This is a genomic window from Chryseobacterium sp. X308 (assembly GCF_020733145.1).
Classification (GTDB): Bacteria; Bacteroidota; Bacteroidia; order Flavobacteriales; family Weeksellaceae; genus Chryseobacterium; species Chryseobacterium cupriresistens.
The window spans coordinates 1-22,922 of sequence record NZ_JAJFZH010000010.1 but is presented as its reverse complement, the minus strand read 5'-3'; the positions used below and the strand labels follow the sequence as shown (position 1 = coordinate 22,922).

Here is a 22,922-nt window from a genome sequence, read left to right as displayed (position 1 = left end):
GATCAATTACTGGGTGATAAACTCTACCTTAAAAGTAGTTTTATTCTGTTCTGATACCACTTTGATTTTTGCATTGTGAAGGTGAATAATTTTCTCCGTGAGAAATAATCCTATTCCATGACCTTTTTCACGTTTGGAGTTTTCGCTTCTGTAAAAAGGTTCGAAAATATGCTGTAAATCTTTTTCATGGATACTATTTCCGGTATTGGTAAAATTGATTGTAAGAATTTTTGAATCCATGCTTACATCAATCTGGCAGGTATGTTCCGGAGAATATTTACAGGCATTGTCAATAAGATTGTTGAAGGCCACCTGCAGAAGATATTCATTCCCTTCAATGATTAGCTGGTGTTCTTCTATCGAATCTTCTATGTTCAGAGAAACTTTATATCCTGAATTTTCTTTGGTGATTTTGGTATAAGATTCCAAAAGAACTTCGTCAAGACGTACCTCAGAAAAACTGATCTCATTGGGATCATAGCTTGCTTTGGCGAGATCCATTAAGCTATTGGACAGTTTTACCATATTCCGGGCATCATCCAGCGCGAATTGAATGGTTTCCTGATATTCTTCCCTGGTTTTATCTTTTACAGAAGCCAGTTCCAGCTCGGTGATGATGGCTGATAAAGGCGTTCTCAGTTCGTGTGAAATATTGGATACAAAATGTTTTTGCGAATCAAATGAATTTTCAAGCCGTTCCAGCATTCCATTGAAGTTTTCAGCAAGCTCATTTAGTTCGTCTTTTTCTTTGGTTGTTTTCAGGCGTAACTGTAATTTCCCGGCGGTTATTTTTTTTATCTGAATAACCATTTCAGTCAGCGGACTCAATGCTTTTTTAGAAAGAAATATTCCGGCCAGATAAATCAAAATCAGAATAATGAAAAACGAGATGAGACTGATGGTAAGAAGATGTGTAAGATAATCATATCCGTATTGATCATAGGCTGCCGCAGTTACCGCATACGTTTTTCCTTCATAATGATACACGATTCCAATGACCTGCAGATCATTGAGAAAGAAATTGATTTTCTTTTTTTGAAATATCTTGGAAAGCATTTCCGAAGTTTCCTTTACATAATCTACTTTGGCGTCATCATGATAAACCAGCTCCTTATTACTGTCATAAATCGCTACCTGAACTTCGTTAAGCGTTCTGGTATTATTTTTATAAAGCTTGTGCATTTCCTGCTCGGGGAGCGAGCTTCGGAAAAATAAATCGGCCTTGGCAATGGCTTCATTTTGAAGTTCGCTGTAAAAAGATTGTTCTCTGGCTTCTTTGGATGAATAATAGATCGAAATGCTGTAAATACCTAAAAGCATTGCAGTGATTAAGGTGAAAAGCAGCGTTAGTCGGGTTCTTATTTTCATCCGGATATTTTTAGTTTATCTTAATGCTTACTGTACAGTGCCTGTTTCGTAGTCTTTTTTCAGAATAAATCCCATACCGGCTTTGGTATGGATCAGTTTGGTTTCAAAATCTTTATCTATTTTTTTTCGTAGATAATTGATATAGACATCAATAAAGTTGGTCCCCGTATCAAAATGGGTTTCCCACACTTTTTCCGCAATTTCACTTCTGGAAAGCACTCTTTCTGAATTTTCCATCATGAATTTTAAGAGATTAAATTCTTTCGGGGTCAATTTTATAGGCGTATGATCACGGCTCACGGTTTTTTGTTCCAGATTCATTTCAATACCTTCATATGTAAGAACAGAAACTCTTTGGTGGGGCTGTTGTGAAAATCTTTTCAGAAGTACTTTGATCCTTGCTACCAGTTCACGCATTTCAAAAGGTTTGGTGAGATAATCATCAGCTCCGGCATCAAATCCTTCCAGCTTATCATCCGTAGTTCCCAATGCAGTAAGCATAATGACAGGAAGATTGGGTTTTAAACTTTTGATTTCATTACAGAATTCAAGACCATCTTTTTTGGGTAATACAATATCTGTCACTACCAGATCAAAATGGGTCTGTAAAGCCAGCTTCAGACCGGTATTTCCATCGTAAGCTGCAGTGACCTCAAACTCTGCTTCCTGAAATCCCTTTGCAATCAATTTTGAAAGTCTGTTGTCGTCTTCAATTAATAAAATATGGGGCATAAAATTCCTGAAGTGTTTGGGTTGGGGTGAAGAATAGATCAATATTCTCACAAATGTAATGAATTCTATTTTGTAATTTTGGTTGCGAAAATAGAATCGAATGTCTGAATTTAGATTAAAAAAGAGGTATGTGGCTGGATTTTTATACGGTCTGATGTTATTATTGGTACAGTGTCATAATAATGTTTCTGTAAGTACTGTAGATATCAAAAACGGAGACCTTCTTTTTGTAACTGCAAAAGAAACAGGGCTTTCCGGAGCGATTAATAATGTAACTCAACAACAAAAAACAGCTTCATTTGATCATATAGGAATTCTGGAAAAAGAGGGCCGCAAAATGTTTGTTCTGCATGCTGCACCAAAAGGCGGTTCTCAGAGACAAGATTTAAAAGACTTTATTAAAGATCAGAAAGAAGAAGGTCAGGAAGTGATTGTTTACCGGTTAAAACCGGAATATCAGAAAGCAATTCCTGAAGCGGTTAAAAAAGCGCATTCCATGCTGGGAAAACCTTACAATTTCAATTATATCCTTGATGAAAATTCCTATTACTGTTCAGATTTTGTGGAAAGAGCTTTTCGGGACGAACATATTTTCAAACTGGAGCCCATGACATTTATTGATCCGAAAACAGGAAAAACAAACACATTCTGGGAAGAATTTTATACTAAGAAAAATATCAAAGTCCCTGAAGGCGAGCCTGGTTGCAACCCAAACGGATTGGCCGGTTCTGATAAATTAGAAAGAATAGGGAACTATTAAAACATAAGAGAAGCTCAACAGGCTTCTTTTTTTTATGTTAAATTTTTAAAAATATTAGTCTACTAATTTGGTAGACTAATATTTTTTTATATTTTTGTCACAGATTTAAAAGCAAAAGTGTCATATGATCTGACAGAGTTTAACCCAAAAATGTTTAGCAATGATTACACCTAATCCCGGCCTGCAGGTTTTACAAAATAAAATTAACCTGCCTAAAAAAGAATTGTTATTGGAAATAGAGTTGAATGGTAAAATGAAATTTGAACATTTGATGAATACGATCTACAATCAATTTGGCATTTATCATAGAGTGTTATCTGCTAACGTAGAGTATGTGAACGGGTACAGTTTCGGTTCAGTACAGTTATATATTAATGTCAATTCAGAAGATTTTCAGCAGCTTGAAGTGTATCTGAATAAAAATAAACTTATCAATACGACGGTAGAATATACCTGCAGAACATATTTTTAAGTGAGATTCATATAGTTTTAATTACTCAAAGCGTCCGGTTTTACCGGGCGCTTTTTATTTGCCACTATAACAGATTTAAATGACGAATCAAATTGCTGCAGAACAGAGGTGCCTCAAGGGTGTCATTCTGAGCGAAATGAAATGTAGTAAAGAATCTTATATATTTTATTGGCAATAAGATTCTTCCTTCGTCAGAAATCAAAGATTCGACGTAGTCAATGACAGAAGTAAAGCAAAAAAACGCTCAGAATATTCTGAACGTTTTTAAATAAAATTCTTGGCTTATCCCTTTAGTTAATATTAATAACTCGGGATTAATAATTAACAAAGGTTTTCTTATTGATAACCCTTCGACAAGCTCAGGGTGACAGCCCTAAAACCAACCGAAATTTTTAAACATTGTCAGGCTTAGCCTGACGAAGCATTATTTAAAGATTAGCTCAATAAAATAATTTTAGATTCTTTCAATGTCAGCACCAATAGCTCTTAGCCTTCCATCAATATTTTCATATCCTCTGTCGATCTGCTCGATATTGTGGATAATAGATTTTCCTTCCGCAGAAAGTGCTGCAATAAGAAGGGCGTTTCCGGCTCTGATATCCGGGGAAACCATTGTTGTCCCTCTTAACGGAGCTTCCTGGTTCAATCCGATTACCGTAGCTCTGTGCGGATCACATAAAATGATCTGAGCACCCATATCAATTAATTTATCCACAAAGAATAATCTGGATTCAAACATTTTCTGATGAACCAGAATACTTCCTTTGGCCTGAGTAGCCACTACTAAAATAATAGATAATAAATCAGGCGTAAATCCAGGCCATGGCGCATCCGAAATCGTAAGGATAGAACCGTCAATAAATTTCTGGATTTTATAATGCTCCTGTGCCGGAATATAGATATCATCACCGCTTTGTTCAAGCTGAATTCCTAGTTTTCTGAAGGTATTCGGAATCACACCAAGCTGGTTCCAGTTGACATTTTTGATCGTGATTTCAGATTTTGTCATGGCTGCAAGACCAATCCATGAGCCGATCTCTACCATGTCCGGAAGCATGGTATGCTCAGTACCTCTCAGATATTCAACCCCTTCAATAGTAAGAAGGTTGGACCCGATTCCTGAGATATTGGCTCCCATTCTGTTCAGCATTTTACATAATTGCTGAAGATAAGGTTCACAGGCAGCATTGTAGATTCTTGTTTTTCCTTTAGCCAAAGCGGCTGCCATTACAATATTGGCAGTTCCGGTTACAGAAGCTTCTTCCAATAAGATGAATTTTCCTCTCAGTTCCTTAGCTTTTAAAGAGTAGAAATATTCCTCCTCATCATAATTGAATTCAGCACCTAATTCAACAAGTCCCTGAAAGTGAGTATCCAATCTTCTTCTCCCGATTTTGTCACCTCCGGGAGTAGGCATATAAGCCTCTCCATAACGGGCAAGCATTGGTCCCATCAGCATAATGGATCCGCGTAGTTTGGCTCCGTCTTTTTTAAACTCGTTAGATTTTATATAATCAAAATTGACCTGATCCGCTTTGAAAGTATAATCTCCCTGTCCGTTTTTGGTAATTTTTACTCCAAAATCTCCAAGAATTTCAATCAGTCGGTTCACATCATGGATATCAGGAATATTTTTGATTCTTACTTCTTCGTCTGTCAGAAGAACAGCACATAAAATTTGTAGAGCCTCATTTTTGGCTCCTTGTGGAGTTATTTCACCCTGCAGTCTTTTTCCTCCTCTTATTTGAAATGTTCCACTCATTATTTTCTGTTTTTATGATTGTTATTATGCCTTCTTTTGTTGGGCTGGTTATTATTTTTATTGTTGCTGTTGTTCCTGTTGTTGTTATTATTGTTCCTGTTGTTATTATTGCTGGTGTAATAGATTTTACTCTTTTCAAGAGAATCTATTCCGGTAAGATCCAGCCTGTTTTCAGACAGTTCTTTCAGGTGGCGGAAAATCACATCATCTGTCACATGTTCTTTATTATAGACATTATAAGACTTCTTCATATTGTTGGCAATTACCTCGATAAGGGCTTCTTTTTCATCACCCGTTTCCAGTTCGATTGCTTTTTCTATCAATTGAAGAATACTTTTTCCGTAGAACTTAAAGTCACCTTGAAGTTTTGGATATTCCATTCTTTTAGGTTTTTCCGCCAGCTGTTCCATTGTAGGGAACGGATAAGGAGAATCTACATCCAGATCATAATTGGCAAGAATAAAAAGATGGTCCCAAAGTTTATGTTTATAATTTTCCTCGTCGCGAAGTTGCGGGTTTCTCTGACCCATAAAATCGATGATTGCCATAGCCATTTCATTCCTTTCGTCTTTGGAAGGAAGTTCTTTGCAGCGCTCAACCAACTGTTGTATAATTCTGCCATATTCCGGCATATGAAGCTGAGTTTTTTGGGTGTTGTATTCCATAGTATGCAAATATATGCATTAAAAGAAAAATTGTCTCGGGAATCTGAAAAATTTATGATTTTTTAATGAAAAAAATTGAATGCCTTTCATCTTGATTTATTAGGTGAAATGAAAATATTTCCCGTTTATTTGATTTTGTTTTTAATAAAATTGTATCTTGTTTAATAGATTGATAATTAATTACAGCGATGAAAAAAACAAACTTTTTCCTTTCACTACTGGCTTTAGCATTAATAAGTTCATGCCGTACAAGTGATGAATTAATGACAGAACCTACCAAGCAGGAAGAGGTTCATAACAAAACAGTGAATGTGACCAATCATGATGGCCGGCCTTTCAGTACAGGAAGCGGTTCAGGTTCTGCCCAAAGTAAATTCGTAGCCGGACCGGGTGGCGGAGTTCTTATGCAGGGCTTTTACTGGGATGTTCCGGAAGGTGGTAACTGGTGGAATACCGTTAAAGACAAAATAACAGCGTGGTCCAATGCCGGAATTGGGGCAGTATGGCTGCCGCCGGCATCAAAAGCACAAAACGGGGCATATTCTATGGGGTACGATCCTACAGATTATTATGATTTTGGAGATTTTAATCAGAATGGAAGCACGGAAACCCGTTTCGGATCCAGAGCCGAACTGGAAGCATTGATTACGAAGGCTCATGCCGAAAATATGCAGGTATACGCAGATATTGTAATCAATCATAACAGTGGAGGACAATCTGAAGCCAATCCTTTTACAGGAACCAATACCTGGACCAATTTTTCAGGAGTGGCATCAGGGAAATTCCAGAGAAACTATAATGACTTTTACAAAAATGCTTATGGAAATAATGATGAAGGAGCTTTTGGCGGTTTTCCGGATTTATGCCACGCGAATCCTCATGTGCAGGACTGGCTTTGGGGAAGAGATGATTCTGTCGCAAAATATTATAAAAATGTGATGAAATTTGATGGCTGGAGGTTCGATTATGTTAAAGGGTTCGGGCCATGGGTTGTTAACACCTGGAATTCTAACGTAGGCGGATTTTCTGTCGGAGAATTATGGGATTCCAATGTCAACACATTGGAGTGGTGGGCCAACAATGCCAACAGTTCCGTATTTGATTTTGCGGCTTATTATAAAATGGATGAAGCCTTTGATAATGGTAATCTAAATGCTTTGAATGATGATATGATGTGGAAAAGAAATCCATACAAAGCAGTCACCTTTGTTGCCAATCACGATACCGATATCATTTACAATAAAATGCCGGCATATGCCTATATCTTAACCCATGAAGGATATCCTACCATTTTTTACAGAGATTATGAAGAATGGTTAAATAAAGAACGACTGAACAATCTGATCTGGATTCACAATAACAAAGCCACCGGAACAACTTCCATTCTCTACACCGATAATGATGAATATATTGCAAGACGTAACGGTTATAATGGTAATCCGGGACTTGTAGTTTACATCAATACGTCTTCAAACTGGCAGGAAAGATGGATAGAAACCAACTGGAGCAGCCAGCAGATCAAAGATTTTACAGGGAACTCAAGCTGGTACCCAACAACTCAGGGAGATAAATGGGTGAAAATCCAGTGCCCGCCGAATTCTTATTCTGTGTGGTCGCTGAATTTATGAGTAATGAGCAATGGGTAATTATTGATAATTGATAATTGATAATTGATAATTGATAATTGATAATTGATTAAGCTGGTAAGAGACTGCTCTTCAGTTTAATTTTTATTAAACATTAAACAAGCAAAACTATACGTATTATTTATCATTCCGTAGGAATATCTATACAAAGCATTAATATTGTAGGAAATTCTTACGGAATGATCTTTTTATAAGTTAAATGAAACGGTGTAAGAATCATTAATTACACCTGAATAAATTTTTTCTTCTGATGAAGGTCCGGTAAATAACATTTCTGATTGGCCAGCTTCATCCTGTTTCTGGAAATAAGATCATAAGCCTTGTCCCTTAAAAATGCCGGAATGATTTTTCCGATAAACGAAAGTTTATATATGCCTCCCAACAAGTTAGCAATTTCCAGTACTGCCTTTGACTTGATCAGATAAAACCGTCCGGGTTTCCACAGATACATAGTATTGAATACATTGGTTTCCAGTCCTCTTTCGGATAAAAACTGCTGTCCGAAATCAGATTGAAGAGAAGCAAACATGAACTGGTCTTTATTGTCCCGCTCCAAAATCCATTGTACCCAGAAATTGCAGACTCCGCAATCTCCGTCAAAAAATACAATATGCTTATTTTCCCAATTTTCCATGACGTTATTTATTAAATAGAATTCTCCTTTCCGTGTCTTCTTTTACTTTTTTGAAATAATGGATAAGATCTGCACGCTGTTCATCCGACAGTTTAGCATTCTGATGTCCTAAATAATAGGATTCAAGTGGCATCTCTTTTTTTTCAACCATTTCTATACATTCCTCAAGTTTATGAAGCTGTCTTTTAGGTTCATACACTGCAAAGGTAGAAAAATTAAGATGATTCCTGCCCTCGTCAATATGATTTTTTACCCACCATGACATCGGGGAGATATTGCTGTACCATGGATACTTTGTTTCATTGGAATGACAGTCATAACATGATGTTCTGATAGTATGCGCTATCTTTTCAGGAGTATTTTTAATTTTCAGAAAATCCATGCCGGGAGTTGGCGGCGGATTCGTTTTATCGATAGGAAAAAACTGTATGATGATAAATACAACGAGAATGACAACAATTATTTTTTTCATAGCGGATGTTCATGTTTTATAATATAAAGATAGTTAATTTATTTTTAGTGAGAAGTTGAAAGCTGAAAGAGGGAAAAGCTTCCAAAAAATGTTGTAATAGTGTATTTTTTCGGCAATTACTATGTTATTTTCATGGTGATATCAAACATCCTCCTTTCAACTTCCTTTTCCCATTAAATTCTTACGTTGAGTAATTCTAAATTGGACGGTATACTGTTGTTTTTATTTAAGTTAATCTTAAAAATGACTAACTTAATACCACAATTCTGACAAGATATTGTGCCGTTGAAAATATTTATTTATAGTTTTTAACTATCATTGAAATAAAAATTAATAGATTGTATTTATTAAACAAACGTTGTAGGTTTGTGATGTTCTTAGAACACAATTGGAAACAGTATTAATCAACATAAAAAATAAATAAACGAAAATGGAAAAAGATTTGAATGACATCAGTAAATGCCCGTTTCACAACGGAACAATGAAGAAGAATGTAGCAGGAGGAGGAACCCAGAATTCTGATTGGTGGCCTGATCAGCTTAGAGTAGATCTTCTGCGCCAGCATTCTTCCCTTTCAGATCCTATGGATAAGGATTTTGATTATGCCAAAGCATTCGAAAGCCTTGATCTGGAGGCTGTAAAAAAAGACCTTCATGCATTGATGACAGATTCTCAGGATTGGTGGCCGGCCGACTTTGGTCATTATGGCCCTCTGTTTATCCGTATGGCGTGGCACAGCGCCGGAACGTATCGTGTAGGTGACGGAAGAGGTGGAGCAGGAGCTGGGCAACAGCGTTTCGCACCGTTGAACAGCTGGCCTGATAACGTAAGTCTTGATAAAGCACGAAGATTATTGTGGCCCATCAAACAAAAATATGGAAGAAACATCTCATGGGCAGACCTTCTGATCCTTACGGGAAATATTGCTCTTGAATCCATGGGCTTTAAAACATTTGGATTTGCGGGAGGGCGTGCAGACGTTTGGGAACCGGATTCCGATGTCTATTGGGGATCTGAGAAGACATGGCTTGGAGGTGATTTACGTTATGCTCACGGTTCGGAGGGAGTAGCAGAAGGACATTCAGCGGTTCTTCCTACCGATGATGATGCAGATGGAGATATTCATTCAAGAAACCTTGAAAATCCATTGGCTGCCGTACAAATGGGACTTATTTATGTAAACCCTGAAGGTCCGGACGGAAATCCTGACCCTATTGCTGCTGCCAAAGACATCCGTGATACTTTCGGACGTATGGCGATGAACGATGAAGAAACCGTTGCTTTGATTGCTGGAGGACATACTTTCGGTAAAACCCATGGAGCAGGTCCGGCAGATCATGTAGGAAAAGAACCTGAAGGAGCCGGAATTGAACAGCAGGGATTAGGATGGGCAAGCACATATAAGTCTGGTAGCGGAAGAGACGCGATTTCCAGCGGACTGGAAGTAACCTGGACAGAAACTCCTACTCAATGGAGTAATTACTTCTTTAAAAATCTTTTTGAAAATGAGTGGGAATTAACAAAAAGCCCTGCAGGAGCTCACCAATGGGTAGCCAAAGACGGTGCTGAAATCATTCCTGATGCATTTGATGCTGACAAAAAACATAAACCAACCATGCTTACCACAGACCTTTCGTTAAGAATGGATCCTGTATACGAAAAAATTTCAAGACACTTCTACGAAAATCCTGATGCGTTTGCCGATGCGTTTGCCAGAGCATGGTTTAAATTAACACACAGAGATATGGGACCACGCGCCCGTTATCTGGGACCGGATGTACCGCAGGAAGAACTGATCTGGCAGGATCCTATTCCGGAAGTCAACCACGAACTGGTCGATGAAAATGATGTGGAGGCATTGAAATCAAAAGTTTTAAATTCAGGACTAAGCAATACAGAACTGATATCTACAGCCTGGGCTTCCGCTTCTACTTTCAGAGGAAGTGATAAACGTGGTGGTGCCAACGGAGCAAGAATCAGACTGGAGCCTCAAAGGAACTGGGAAGTCAACAATCCTTCTCAATTGAATAAAGTATTAAATGTTCTGGAAGGAATTCAGAAAGAATTCAACGATTCTCAAAACGGAGGTAAAAAAATATCATTGGCAGACTTAATTGTACTAGCAGGAAATGCTGCTGTTGAAGTGGCTGCCAGAAATGCGGGTCAGGACGTAAAAGTTCCTTTTGCCCCGGGAAGAATGGATGCTTCTCAGGAACAGACGGATGTAGAATCTATGGGTTACCTTGAGCCTGCTGCTGATGGATTCCGAAATTATCTGAAAAGAAAATATACGGTGTCTACAGAATCTTTACTGATTGATAAAGCACAGCTATTAACTCTTACCGCTCCGGAACTGACTGTACTGATAGGAGGAATGCGTGCTTTGGATACGAACTTTGACGGTTCAAAACATGGTGTATTCACCAGCCGTCCGGGCGTTCTTACCAATGATTTCTTTGTAAATCTTCTGGATATGGGAACTCAGTGGAAAGCAATGTCAGATGACAGAGAATTGTATATTGGAACTGATCGGAAAACCGGCCAGCCAAAATGGACCGCTACGCGTGCGGATCTTGTTTTCGGCTCCAATTCTGAATTGAGAGCCGTGGCTGAGGTATATGGAAGTGCCGATGCACAAAACAAATTTGTAAAAGATTTTGTGGCGGCGTGGACGAAGGTGATGAATCTGGATAGGTTTGATATTTAAGAAATAGTTTTTATATAATAGGATCGGCTGCCCTTCGGGCAGCCGATTTTTATTTATCCACTAATTGAATTTTTATTTTGAAGAATATTAAATTATTAATAATCAGTTTTACTATAAATGTTAATCACATATTTAGCAGAAAAATATTATAGAGCATTTATTCAATTGAGAATAAAATGAATCTATTAAGTGTTAAAAAAGAGATGTTTAAGTGATCTGAAAAAATCATAACAAAAAAATTGTAGTTAATCAGAAACTATCCTATTTTCGAATCAGATATAAAAAACTTATCAAGAAATATCATAGAAGAGTACTTATCAAAATTTTACGAACTCAATATATTATTTTAAAGTTTTTTTTATAAAAATGTAATGCGACAAGTATTGTCGCTTTGCTGGTATATCTTTGCTTTATTAAAGAAAGTTAATCAATTTTCTTTGGGATAAACTTTAAAAATTTTAATTTTGTAAGCATTAAAAAACATGACCATGAAACAATAATTACACTCGATAATTTGTGTATTTCTATGTACACAATACATCAATCAATATTTACTTAACATTAATAACACAAGTATGAAAAAACTCTACATGTGTGCATTGTCTTTATGCACTATTACGGACATATTTGCCCAAGAGGTACTTTGGCAGAAAGATATAAAGTCCTCAGCTCAGGATTTTTTAAGCCAGATTACTACAACAATTGACGGACAGTATCTGATCACGGGAAGCAGTATTCAGACCGATAAGCTTAGGCAGAACAGCAAGCAGAACAACGGTTACGATTTCCATCTGATAAAATTAAACCAGCAGGGAGAACAGGTTTTTGAAAAGTATTTTTCTGGAAACAATCACGACTATTTATCTTCAACGGTTACTACTCAGGACGGTGGTTTTCTGATCACAGGTTCATCATATTCAGGAAAAGGACTTGATAAAAAGGAAGATTCTAAAGGTGGCTCAGACATTTGGTTAATTAGAATCAATGAATTAGGTGACGAATTATGGCAGAAAACTTTAGGAAGCTCATCAGATGAAGAAGCAAGAGCTGTGATTCAGACTACAGATCAGGGATTCTTTGTTGCTGGAAGTGTACAAAACTCATCTAAAGGTCATGGCTCAAAAGATGTCCTGATCATTAGATTAGACAAAGACGGAAAAACACTATCTGAACAAACATTGGGAGGGCGTGGTTTAGATGAAGTCGAAAAGATAATCCCTACCAAAGATGGAGGAGCTTTACTGGGAATGTATTCGAGGAGTTCTGAAGTAAAGGCGGGAAGCGGGAAGCTGGAAGTGGTGTGAAGATCGACGCTTATTCCAAAGCCAGCAGCAACTTCGGTGAAGGTGACTATTGGATCGTAAAGCTTGATAAAAACGGAAAAATAGAATGGGAAAAGAACTTTGGAGGAAAAGGTGATGATCATATCAGAACACTGGCCTTAACTTCCAATGGATTTATCGTTGGCGGGGAATCCAGATCGGAAAGATCAGGAAACAAAACCGTCGGATTAGAGGAAGGAACAGATCTTTGGCTGATTTCTTTAAATGAAAGAGGAGATGAACAGTGGCAGAAGTCTTACAATTTTGGAAACCGTGATGTCCTGATGGGAATGAGTGGAATAAGCGGGAAGCAGGAAGATGGAAGCGGGAAGTCTAAAGGCATTCTGCTGGGGGGGTATACTCAGGCAGAAGGAAGAATAGAAACAGATGATGAAACGTTCTGGATGCTTTATCTCGACCAAAACGGAAATGAGCAGTGGAGAAAGCACGTCAAAGGAGAATCCAGAAAAAAGGAAGAAAGACTTTCTGATTTAAAGTTGAACAGAGACGGTTCTATTATTCTGGCAGGGACCAGTGCTGAAGAACTGGGAAAAGAAAACTGGAAGATTGTCAAGTTAGGAGATAAACAGGTTGATCAGCTGATTGAAAAACAGGACATAAAGATCTATCCGAACCCTGTTTCAGACTATGCTTATGTAGAAATAGGCTTTGATCCTTCGACAGGCTCAGGACAGGGTTTCAAAGAAGCAGATATTCTGTTATATGATATGTCTGGAAGGCAACTACAAAATATAAAAACAAAGAATAGAGTAACAAAGATTAATACCCAGGTTTTGGTACAGGGAGCATATCTCATTACCATTAAAACGGATGCTGGCAAAACGGCGAATGCTAAACTTATCAAAAAATAAACTCATTTTAAAATCAAATTAAGGTGAAATAAAAACAACTCTTACTAACACAAAATGCTTAGCGGACACTAAATTTTAGTTCTGCAATTCAAATTAATTTATGCATGATTTCTTAAACAATGACAAATAATAAAAATTTTAGCAAAGCAGCTATTAATTCCAGACCTGCGGCCAACGTAAGATTGGTTTGGAAAAAAATATTCTTACTATCTACCTTCCTAGTAATGTATGAGATTCATGGACAAGCAGCAGACTTTACATCAAAGGTGGTTGATATTAAATCTCCTCAAACCTATGAAATGGAAAAATTTGGCAAAACCCCGGTCAATCTTTACTCTGGAAATGTTGATTTGACTGTTCCAATTTATTCTGTTGAAATACCTGGATCTGGAGATAATTTCGATATTAATTTAGCCTATAATTCTTCAGGCTTCATCCCAGCTAAACAATCCAATTATGTAGGACAGGACTGGTTCCTTAGTTATGGTGGGGCTATTACCCGTACAGTTAATGCTATACCTGACGATGTAAAGCACATTGAAAATCAAGCTGGTCTTATAGATGGCGGCGGATATCTCGTAGGAGCAAGAGAGGTTACAAATTTAGGGCTTACCAATCAGAATATCTTTGATATACAATATCCCCGAGCAAATTTATTTAATGATCCGCTTCCTGCGTACTATCCTCCATATTTAAGTCCTAGAAAGCAAGTAGGAAATTATCATGAATTAGAACCGGATAAATTTAGTTTTAATTTTATGGGAGTTTCCGGATACTTTTATATTGATATTAATCTAAAACCTAAAGTAGTATCTAATGATCCTAACCTAAAAATAGATATTACAGGACTTGTCACTCAAAATGACCCCAATGCTGGGTGCAAACCTAATTTTTCTCAAATAATCATTACCGATGGGAAAGGTAATAAGTACTATTTTGGAGGAGATGTTGACAACTTGGAAGTTTCATATAACCTCGGCTCCTTATTAGAAACACCGTTTCAAACTCCTCCTTATAACATGAAAATAATGTCATGGTATTTAACTAAAGTTGAGTATGCTAGTGGGCGCAGTGTAACTATTGAAAATAAAAAATATGGTTCTGAATGGAATAGCTTTTGTCATGGCAATTATTTTCCTCCTGTTGACTATAGTGTAAATTCAAATGGACTAAAACAAATTTTCTTCGATCTAAACTTATATGTTTCAGGCACGCGACAAATCAGACCAGACCGTAGTGACTCGAACCAATATGCAGGTCCTCAGGGGAATTTTGTAGGTGGAGCAATTATGAATTTGGTTAAAAAGGTATTTCCCGAGAAGATAATTGTAGATAATGTTGCAACCATCATGTTTAACTATACAGAATTTCCTGCATACACTTCCTATATTAATCACTATGGATCACCATATGGATATGGATATAAATCTATAAAATTAAGCAAGGTGTCAGTGGTCAATAATCAGAATAAAGAAATTAAAGCTGTTAATTTTAGTTATAATAGGATAAAAGATTATTTTTTCCTTTCTTCTGTAGTGGATAGTGATAAAAAATATTCATTTGACTATTATAAAACCTCTAACCTCCCAGAGCATGGAACATTTGGAGTTGATTTTTGGGGATATTGGAATGGTAAACCAGAAGATAACCAGCTTGTTCCAGATTATATATTTAGTAATATTCTATTAAGTGCCGATATTATAGGTAATCAAAGGAATCCAAATTCTGAATTATGTGATGTAGGTCTATTAAGAAAAATTGAGTATCCTACAGGTGGTTATTCTTCTTTTTACTATGAACCGCATGTTTATTCAAAAACGATTTGGAGAGATTATAATTCCCATTTCTTACAATATTTGAAAAACCAGGCAGGAACTACAGGAGGCGCCAGGATAAAAAAAATTATCGATTTTGATGGTAAAGATCAGTATACCCGTGACTTCACATATTATAAAGATGCATCTGATGGTTCTATTTCTGCGCAAAGTAGTGGAATAAACAACTCCTTTTTCTCTTATGTTTATATTGATTATCCGCAACTTTATTTTATTCTAAATCCCGGTTATTTATCGGCGCTACCTATTGAATCTATTAACAGTTTAAACCCAAATTCATACTCTGGAAATCCGGTTAATTATTCGCAGGTAAACGAATCGGTAAATAATAAGCTTTATAAGAAGTACTACTTTTCCGATTTAGAAAGTATTCCTGATGGAGCTCCTGATAAATCAATTTTAAAAGATATGGTTGATCCTCAAAAGATTCATGACAGTTATAAATATTTGACTATGTCTTATATTGATTACGGTTATTACAGAGGAAAATTACTTAAAACAAACTATATCGGAGAACAAGGAGTACCTATAAAGATTGTTGAAAACAAGTATGATATGATCAAGTTCCAAGGTAAAGACCAATTTGTAACTTTGGGAGATTTTAAGAGTTACGTATATGATCGTTATTATAAAATCAATCTCAATCAGCAACGTCTTACTTCTACAACCACTACGGATTTTCTAAATGGTAGCCAAATTAGCTCAAAAACTGATTATTCCTACGATACTAATTTAACGAATAATCTTCTATCAGAGGAAGTGACATCTACAGATCAAACAAAATTAAAAACCATTTATAAGTATGCTAATGATATATCAGGTTCAAACGACATCATTCAAAAAAATATTTTAAGTGTTCCTTTAGAGACTACTATTTATAAAAATAATACAGCTATCTCCAAAACAAAATTAAGATATTCTACTAATTGGAATGGGCATACAACACTTTTACCAAAACAGGTAAGCAGCATTTTGCTTAACACGATTAACAGCTCATCTGAAAACTTAGAAGATGATATTGTATTTGACCAATATGATATAAAAGGTAACCTGTTACAGTATCACACTAAATCAGGGGTAAATGTGAGTATTGTATGGGGTTATAACCAAACTCTACCTCTAGCCAAAATAATAGGGATAGATTATAATACCTTAATGGGATTACCTGGTATGACTGACGTGATTACTGATCTACAAACCAAATCACTTGCGGATATAGATGATGCTACAGAGCAAGCTCTCAATAATGCATTAAATAACTTCAGAAAAGTTCAATCTCTGAAAAATTATGAAATTACTACGTATACTCATAATCCTTTAATCGGTGTCAGTAGTATTACCCCATCTAATGGGATTAGCGAAATATATAAATACAATAATACTACTAATAAACTTGAAAAAATTGTTTCAAAAGACAACCAGCTTTTAAGGGAATATCAATATAAATTTCAGCAGCCAGCAACTGGTCTCTTTTATAACGATGAAATGTCTAATTACTTTACTAAAAATAATTGTCCTGTCGATCTGGTTGGCGAACGTTATTTATATATTGTTCCGGAAAAAAAATACAGTTCTACAATTAGTAAATATGACGCAGATCTGCAAGCAGTAAATGATTTAAAGGCTAACGGGCAATTGCAGGCAAACTTATATGGTAATTGTATGCCTTCAACGTGTGCATTTAATTCTTCTAATGCTGTCCCATACTTAGCAGTTGGAGTTTCAAAAGTTTCTCCGGATACGGTCCAAATAATGTTTGACGGTATATTTATAGCAGATGATCTTGTTATGAAAACCCTTTTATTACAAGGTGTTATAGTTGGAAAAATCACTGGTAGTTGTGTTCCTGTATTACAACAAACTCGTCAGATCACAAGTAGAAACAGGGTATGGTCAGTTTCTGTTGAACCTAATGGAGATGTAATCTTAAAGTTTCTATATGAGACGGCTGCTAATACACCCTCTTCGCTGGTTAATTTTTCTTTTACATACGATATATTCTTTTACAATACAGAGCAAAAGCAAGGTTTCATCCGAAATAATTGCCCAGCGGGAACATCTGCCAGTATGTATACGTATGTTGTCCCTGCTAAAACATACAAGTCTCAAATTTCTGTTGATGATGCCAATCTTAAAGCGATTAATGATATTAATACCAATGGACAGAATACTGCTAATGCAAATTCTGTTTGTCTATTTTATAACACAGTAAAAAGTCAGACATTTACTAAAAATTGTCCTCCCGGAGGATTAGCTAGCTATACTTATGTAGTACCTGCGCAAAAATATTCTTCAGAAATCAGCCAGGCAGATGCTGATCAAAAAGCCCAGGATGATTTAAATGCCAATGGCCAAAACCAAGCTAATGCCATACCATGCTTTTATAGTGTTGAAAAGAGCAAAGTATTTACAAAAAATTGTGGTGCTGATGCGGTTTCTAACACCTACACTTATGTAGTGCCAGCAAAAAAATACTCATCTGATATCAGTCAAGCAGATGCAGATCAAAAAGCTCAGAACGATGTAAATACCAATGGGCAAAACGAGGCAAATAATAGTCCATGCCAATACAATGGCTGTGATATATCTGCTTTAAATGGAATTACAGTTGGTTTAAGTTCTTTTATTACCCAGCCAAGTTCAGGACATTTTAATGGTAATTTAAGTATTGTAGCACCTAATAATACCTACTGGTACAGTAATCCTATGGCAAGTATTCCTACCACCTGCAGACCCAATACCACTAAGGTAATTAACAATGTTATTGAGTTTGGTTCTAAAACGATATGGAAAATTACAATAAGTACAAACGGAAGTATTGTTCTTACACCAAGTATTACTGAGCCTGGCCCTAATCATGGGGGAACTGCTATTGCGGGCAAAGCAGCTTCATTCTCTTTCGAATATGATAAAAACTAAAACTGATGAAAAAAATAATACTACCGATAGGAGCACTACTCTTATCCAACTTAACATACGCGCAGCTTTCCACGATCTCAAGCAATGAAAATTATATTCAGACTAAAACGTATTTAGATTATAATGGAACTACTGCTACAAAATCCTCAGAAACGGTACAGTATTTTGACGGGCTGGGAAGGCCCAAGCAGGTTATCAACTTACAAGCTTCACCTTTGGGAAGAGATGTTGTAACCCCCATTGAATATGACCCGTTTGGAAGACAGGTAAAAGATTACTTGCCTGTTCCCCAACTTTCCACAAGTAACGGGAACTATTATTCAGGGCCGTTGGGTGTTTATCCTACAACCTACGGGAATGAAAAGATTTATTCTGAAAAAGTGCTGGAAAACTCACCTCTGGACAGGATTCTGGAACAGAAACAGGTAGGTAATGACTGGAATGGAAAATCTGTAAAGTTTGGTTATGATACCAACGGATTTAATGAAGTCTATCAGTTTACCACAACCACAAGCTGGGTAGATGGAGCTACTAAAAGTGTACTGAGCTTATCCTCTGCCACGGTTTATGCCCCCAACCAGCTTTATAAAAACTCTGTCAAAGATGAGGATGACAATGAAACCATAGAGTTTAAAAACGGTAAAGGACAGGTTCTGTTGGTAAGGAAAATAAAGAGTTCTGCAGAACATATCGATACCTATTATGTTTACAATGAATATGACCAGCTGGCTTTTGTTATTCCTCCTCTGGCTGTTCATAAGCCTATTACGGATGATCTTCTCAATACCTTATGCTATCAGTACCGTTATGACGGCAGGGGAAGACTTGTGGAAAAAAAGCTTCCTGGCAAAAGCTGGGAGTATATGGTGTATAATAAGGCTGATCAGCTTATTCTGACTCAGGATACTGATCTTAAAGGAAAAGGACAATGGCTTTTTACTAAATATGATCAGTTTGGAAGAACCGTTTATACCGGAATCACCAATAATACTGCCAGCAGGGTATCAATGCAAAATAGTGTCAATGCCAATACTAATTTATATGAAACCAGAACTGCTGCTCCTGGATTTACCTTAAACGGCATACCTGTAAATTATACCAAGCTTTCGACTCCCACCAGTGTTGCCCAGGTGTTAACTGTTAATTATTATGATACCTATCCTGCCTATAGTTTTAATCCTGCATTCCCTTCAACGATTCAGGGAGAACCGGTATTGACTGAAACTCCTACAGCTGACGGAAGAAGCACCAAAGGACTACCTGTAATGAGTTTTGTAAAGAATATTGAAGATAACAACTGGACAAAGAATTACACCTATTACGATCAGAAAGGAAGGGCTATTGGAAACCACTCCACTAATCATTTGGGAGGATATACCTATACAGAATCCAAACTTGATTTTGCAGGAGTTACGAAACAGACTGTAACAAGACATAAAAGACTTGGTACGGATACTGAAAGGGTTATTACGGAAACCTTTGATTATGATAATCAGAACCGCTTGGTTACCCACAAACATAAGATTGATAATAATGCTGAAGAAATTCTGGCTCAGAATACTTATAATGAACTTTCCCAGTTGGAATCCAAAAAAGTGGGAGGAGTTACCGCTTCTTCTCCGCTTCAGCAGATAGACTACAAATACAATATCCGTGGGTGGCTGACTCAGATTAACGATCCAGCCAATTTAGGAAGTGACCTGTTTGGGTATAAGATCAATTATAATAAAGTGGAAGGTTTGGAAATTCCTAATTCGGATTATCCCAATCAAAAAGTAAAACCGAGATACAACGGAAATATTGCAGAAGTATCCTGGAAAACCCTTACAGAAGATAATGAACCGTTAAAAAGATATGGCTACGCATATGATGGTTTAAACAGGCTCACAGGTGGTTTTTATCAGAAAGATACAAATCCCTATGCAAAAGAATACAATGAGCTCCTGGCCTATGATGTCAATGGGAATATTTTGAATTTGGTGAGAACCCAAGGGTTGCTTCCAGGAAGTAACACCACTTTAATGATTGATAATCTAAAATATGATTACTCCGGAAACCGGTTGATAAAAGTAAGCGATGAGCAGCAAAATCCATCTGGTTATCCTTCCTTTACAGTACCTAATCCTATTGAGTATGATAATGGCAATCTCAGCGGGAATGGAAACATGACCAAACATTTAGATAAAGGTATTTCCTCTATTGAATATAATTATCTAAATTTACCAGATAAGATTACCCAAAACTCCAATATCACCCAATACATCTATCGGGCAGATGGAGTAAAGGTGAAGAAGCTCTTTAAAAATTTGGAGACCCATTATCTGGATGGATTTCAGTATAAAAGTACATTTGGTATAGAATCATGGAATGGACAAGGTACTTACCATCCTGATCCTAATGAAATTCCGGAATTAAAACTAAGAATCATCCCTACCTCAGAAGGATACTATGATGCTTTGTTGAACCGGTATGTATATAATTTTACAGACCATTTAGGAAACGTAAGGTTAAGTTATAGTGATATCAGTGGAGATGGAATTATCCAACCCAGACAATACAATGCTTCAAACTGTACAGGATGGCTTTGTATAGATGATTGGAGACCGGGAGAAATTGTAGAAGTAAACAATTATTATCCTTTTGGATTACTGCATAATTATACAGCTACAACGCAGAATGCTTATCAGTACAAGTACAATGGGAAGGAGCTTCAGGAAACAGGAATGTATGATTATGGAGCTAGATTTTATATGCCGGATATTGGGAGATGGGGCGTTGTGGATCCGTTAGCGGAAAAAACAAGAAGATGGACACCTTATGTTTATGCAGGAGATAATCCTATGAGATTTATTGATCCTGATGGAAGAACTTGGGGGGATCCGAAGGATCAAGAAAAATTAACAAAAAATGTTAATGATAGAATTGCTAAATTAAATAAAAGCAATGTTGATATACAAGCAAAAATTGATAAAAAAGGTTTAAACGATAAAAAATTTGCAGAACTTAACACTAAAATGGCTAATAATATTATAAAGATTGGAAAAATGAATCAATCTTTGAAGGATATTCAAACAATTGCTAGTGCTAAAGAGGTCTTCTATTTAACTGGTCCTAGTCAAGGGGATGGTACTCATGGGGTTGTAAAAATAACTGGTGAAGATGGTAAGGAAAGAATAAATATTGAAGGATCTGATACTTCATTACATTTACATGAATCTCGTCACGTAGGTCAAGGGTATGAAGCTGGAGGGTTAAGATTTAACAAGAACGGACAATTGCTTAACCCTGCAATAACGAAAGATAAACAAGATTATGCAAAAGGAAGAGCATTAGAAGTTGAAGCTTATAAAGTAGGATTCTCATATGATGAAAGTAGCTATCCTGTCTCAGCAAGTTCTTTAAATGATATTAATGAAACAACATTAATGCAGATTGGGGATGGTAAAACGTATAAAGCATTAGAAGATCCTAAAAAGAAATAAAATGAATAAAATTGTTATAAGTTCGATTGTGATTTTGACTATACAAATTTTTAATGCTCAAAAATTTAATGACGATTTTAGAACCGGAGTTTATATTAAAAAAGATCGAACAGATAAAATAGAGTTTAAGAATAATGGATTATATATTCTTTACAATACGCAGAATTTGGGACATTTAGCTTTAGATCAATGTGATATTTTATCTACCGGACAGTGGAAAAAAATAAGTAATGATGTTTTAGACTTGACTAGTGAAAATTACTATAAAGAGCAGCCAGGATATAAATATGAATTTAAAAAAGGTAATAAAGGCTCTCAAGATAGTATTTATATAGATATTCAATTATCAAAAGACTTTGAAACATCAATACCAACACCAGAGTTTAATATTTTGTTTAATTATAATACATCTAAACAAATTGAAACTGAAAACAATAAAATTGTAATCTCAAAGAATGAATATTCTCTTTTTGGTATGAATAATCAATTTTCCTTAGCTTTAATTTTTAAACCCAGTGGGAAAACATTCTATTATAACCGATTAAGATATAGTATTTTACAAGATTATATTTTAGATGTTAGCAATAACAATTATTTTATAATAAATTTACCTTATTTTGATCAGTGTTTTTATGAATTTGAACCGTATTATCATAGTAATGTATATATCAAAAATAAAAATACTATAATATGGCAAGGAGAAGAATGGATAAAGCAAAAATAACAAAGAAGCCAACTCTCAATTGAGTTAGCCTCTGCGCTGGCGCGAGCGTCTCGCTCGTGTCTCAAATAAAACAAAACCACTGCACAGCAGTGGTTTTTATCATTTTATTGGAAGTTTTTATCTCAAAAAGGCCTTACTTCTCAAGCAGCTTTTCCAGCCTGCTCATCATTTCATCCTTTTCCTTCAGCATACGCTCATACAAAGCTATTTTTTCTTCGTGAAGCTGAACAATTTTATCAATAGGATTAATATTTTGAACTTCGATTCTATTATTAAACATTGCATTATCTGAAAATATACAGGAAATTAGGTTCACAGCCTGTTCCTCATCAAAATTCTGAAAAGCTTCTACGGGAATTTTCAGTACTTCGGATATTTTTTCCAGCAGTTGGTTTTCAATGGTTTCCCCTGCTGGCGCGAGCGCAATGTCATTAAGTTAAGCAATTATCACAACGTATCTTTTTGATTTTTAGAGACTATAGGTTTAGCCCTAGCTCTGTATTTCCCTATATTTCTTTTGATTGATCTTTGAGGTCTTATAGGAATTAAA

15 protein-coding genes and 1 pseudogene are annotated in these 22,922 nt (G+C 36.2%); 9 read left to right on the top strand and 7 right to left on the bottom strand.

Annotated features, from left to right (window positions below; genetic code table 11):
* Nucleotides 1-6: 6 nt before the first annotated feature.
* The gene (locus LIV57_RS12440) at nucleotides 7-1,368 is read right to left on the bottom strand and encodes an ATP-binding protein (protein WP_227942837.1); all 1,362 of its coding nucleotides are present in this window, start codon (nucleotides 1,366-1,368) and stop codon (nucleotides 7-9) included.
* A gap of 27 nt (nucleotides 1,369-1,395) precedes the next feature.
* Nucleotides 1,396-2,100 carry a response regulator transcription factor gene (locus LIV57_RS12435; RefSeq protein WP_227942836.1) on the bottom strand — a complete coding sequence of 235 codons (705 nt, stop codon included), beginning with the start codon at nucleotides 2,098-2,100 and terminating at the stop codon, nucleotides 1,396-1,398.
* Nucleotides 2,101-2,200: 100 nt separating this feature from the next.
* Between LIV57_RS12435 and LIV57_RS12430 the strand changes: the two genes are divergently transcribed.
* A complete protein-coding gene (locus tag LIV57_RS12430; protein ID WP_227942835.1) occupies nucleotides 2,201-2,860 on the top strand; it encodes a YiiX/YebB-like N1pC/P60 family cysteine hydrolase in 660 nt (219 codons plus the stop codon).
* 160 nt (nucleotides 2,861-3,020) lie between these two features.
* Nucleotides 3,021-3,332, top strand: coding sequence for an NIL domain-containing protein (locus LIV57_RS12425; RefSeq protein WP_227942834.1), 312 nt, complete (start codon nucleotides 3,021-3,023; stop codon nucleotides 3,330-3,332).
* A 454-nt stretch (nucleotides 3,333-3,786) separates the two neighbouring features.
* On the opposite strand, the gene murA is transcribed toward LIV57_RS12425, so the two are convergent.
* Nucleotides 3,787-5,094 (bottom strand): UDP-N-acetylglucosamine 1-carboxyvinyltransferase, encoded by a 1,308-nt coding sequence (gene murA, locus LIV57_RS12420; RefSeq protein WP_110008022.1) that lies wholly within the window; start codon nucleotides 5,092-5,094, stop codon nucleotides 3,787-3,789.
* Entirely contained in the window at nucleotides 5,094-5,759 is a 666-nt protein-coding gene (locus LIV57_RS12415; RefSeq protein ID WP_202841191.1) for a DUF4290 domain-containing protein, read from the bottom strand. Before LIV57_RS12415 ends, murA begins: the two co-directional genes overlap by 1 nt.
* A 188-nt stretch (nucleotides 5,760-5,947) precedes the next feature.
* Here LIV57_RS12415 and LIV57_RS12410 point away from each other — a divergent pair, with 188 nt between their 5' ends.
* Entirely contained in the window at nucleotides 5,948-7,387 is a 1,440-nt protein-coding gene (locus tag LIV57_RS12410) for an alpha-amylase (protein WP_227942833.1), read from the top strand.
* Nucleotides 7,388-7,628: 241 nt separating this feature from the next.
* Here the strand turns inward: LIV57_RS12410 and LIV57_RS12405 are convergent, their stop codons facing one another.
* Entirely contained in the window at nucleotides 7,629-8,039 is a 411-nt protein-coding gene (locus LIV57_RS12405; protein ID WP_110008019.1) for a thiol-disulfide oxidoreductase DCC family protein, read from the bottom strand.
* A 4-nt stretch (nucleotides 8,040-8,043) separates the two neighbouring features.
* The gene (locus LIV57_RS12400; protein ID WP_227942832.1) at nucleotides 8,044-8,511 is read right to left on the bottom strand and encodes a heme-binding domain-containing protein; all 468 of its coding nucleotides are present in this window, start codon (nucleotides 8,509-8,511) and stop codon (nucleotides 8,044-8,046) included.
* A 430-nt stretch (nucleotides 8,512-8,941) separates the two neighbouring features.
* Between LIV57_RS12400 and katG the strand changes: the two genes are divergently transcribed.
* From katG to LIV57_RS12370, 6 genes are all read left to right on the top strand, one after another.
* A complete protein-coding gene (katG, locus tag LIV57_RS12395) occupies nucleotides 8,942-11,218 on the top strand; it encodes a catalase/peroxidase HPI (protein ID WP_227942831.1) in 2,277 nt (758 codons plus the stop codon).
* A gap of 575 nt (nucleotides 11,219-11,793) precedes the next feature.
* Nucleotides 11,794-12,522, top strand: a complete 729-nt coding sequence (locus tag LIV57_RS12390) for a hypothetical protein (RefSeq protein ID WP_227942830.1) — start codon at nucleotides 11,794-11,796, stop codon at nucleotides 12,520-12,522.
* Entirely contained in the window at nucleotides 12,519-13,412 is an 894-nt protein-coding gene (locus LIV57_RS22955) for a T9SS type A sorting domain-containing protein (RefSeq protein WP_227942829.1), read from the top strand. The genes LIV57_RS12390 and LIV57_RS22955 overlap by 4 nt, the downstream gene beginning before the upstream one ends.
* 119 nt (nucleotides 13,413-13,531) lie before the next feature.
* Nucleotides 13,532-18,166 (top strand): DUF5977 domain-containing protein, encoded by a 4,635-nt coding sequence (locus tag LIV57_RS12380; protein WP_227942828.1) that lies wholly within the window; start codon nucleotides 13,532-13,534, stop codon nucleotides 18,164-18,166.
* A gap of 5 nt (nucleotides 18,167-18,171) precedes the next feature.
* Entirely contained in the window at nucleotides 18,172-21,648 is a 3,477-nt protein-coding gene (locus LIV57_RS12375) for a DUF6443 domain-containing protein (protein ID WP_227942827.1), read from the top strand.
* A gap of 1 nt (nucleotide 21,649) precedes the next feature.
* Entirely contained in the window at nucleotides 21,650-22,372 is a 723-nt protein-coding gene (locus LIV57_RS12370) for a hypothetical protein (protein ID WP_227942826.1), read from the top strand.
* Nucleotides 22,373-22,505: 133 nt separating this feature from the next.
* Here LIV57_RS12370 and LIV57_RS12365 read toward each other — a convergent pair.
* A pseudogene (locus LIV57_RS12365) lies at nucleotides 22,506-22,799 on the bottom strand (XRE family transcriptional regulator); the annotation flags it as partial.
* Nucleotides 22,800-22,922: the final 123 nt, after the last annotated feature.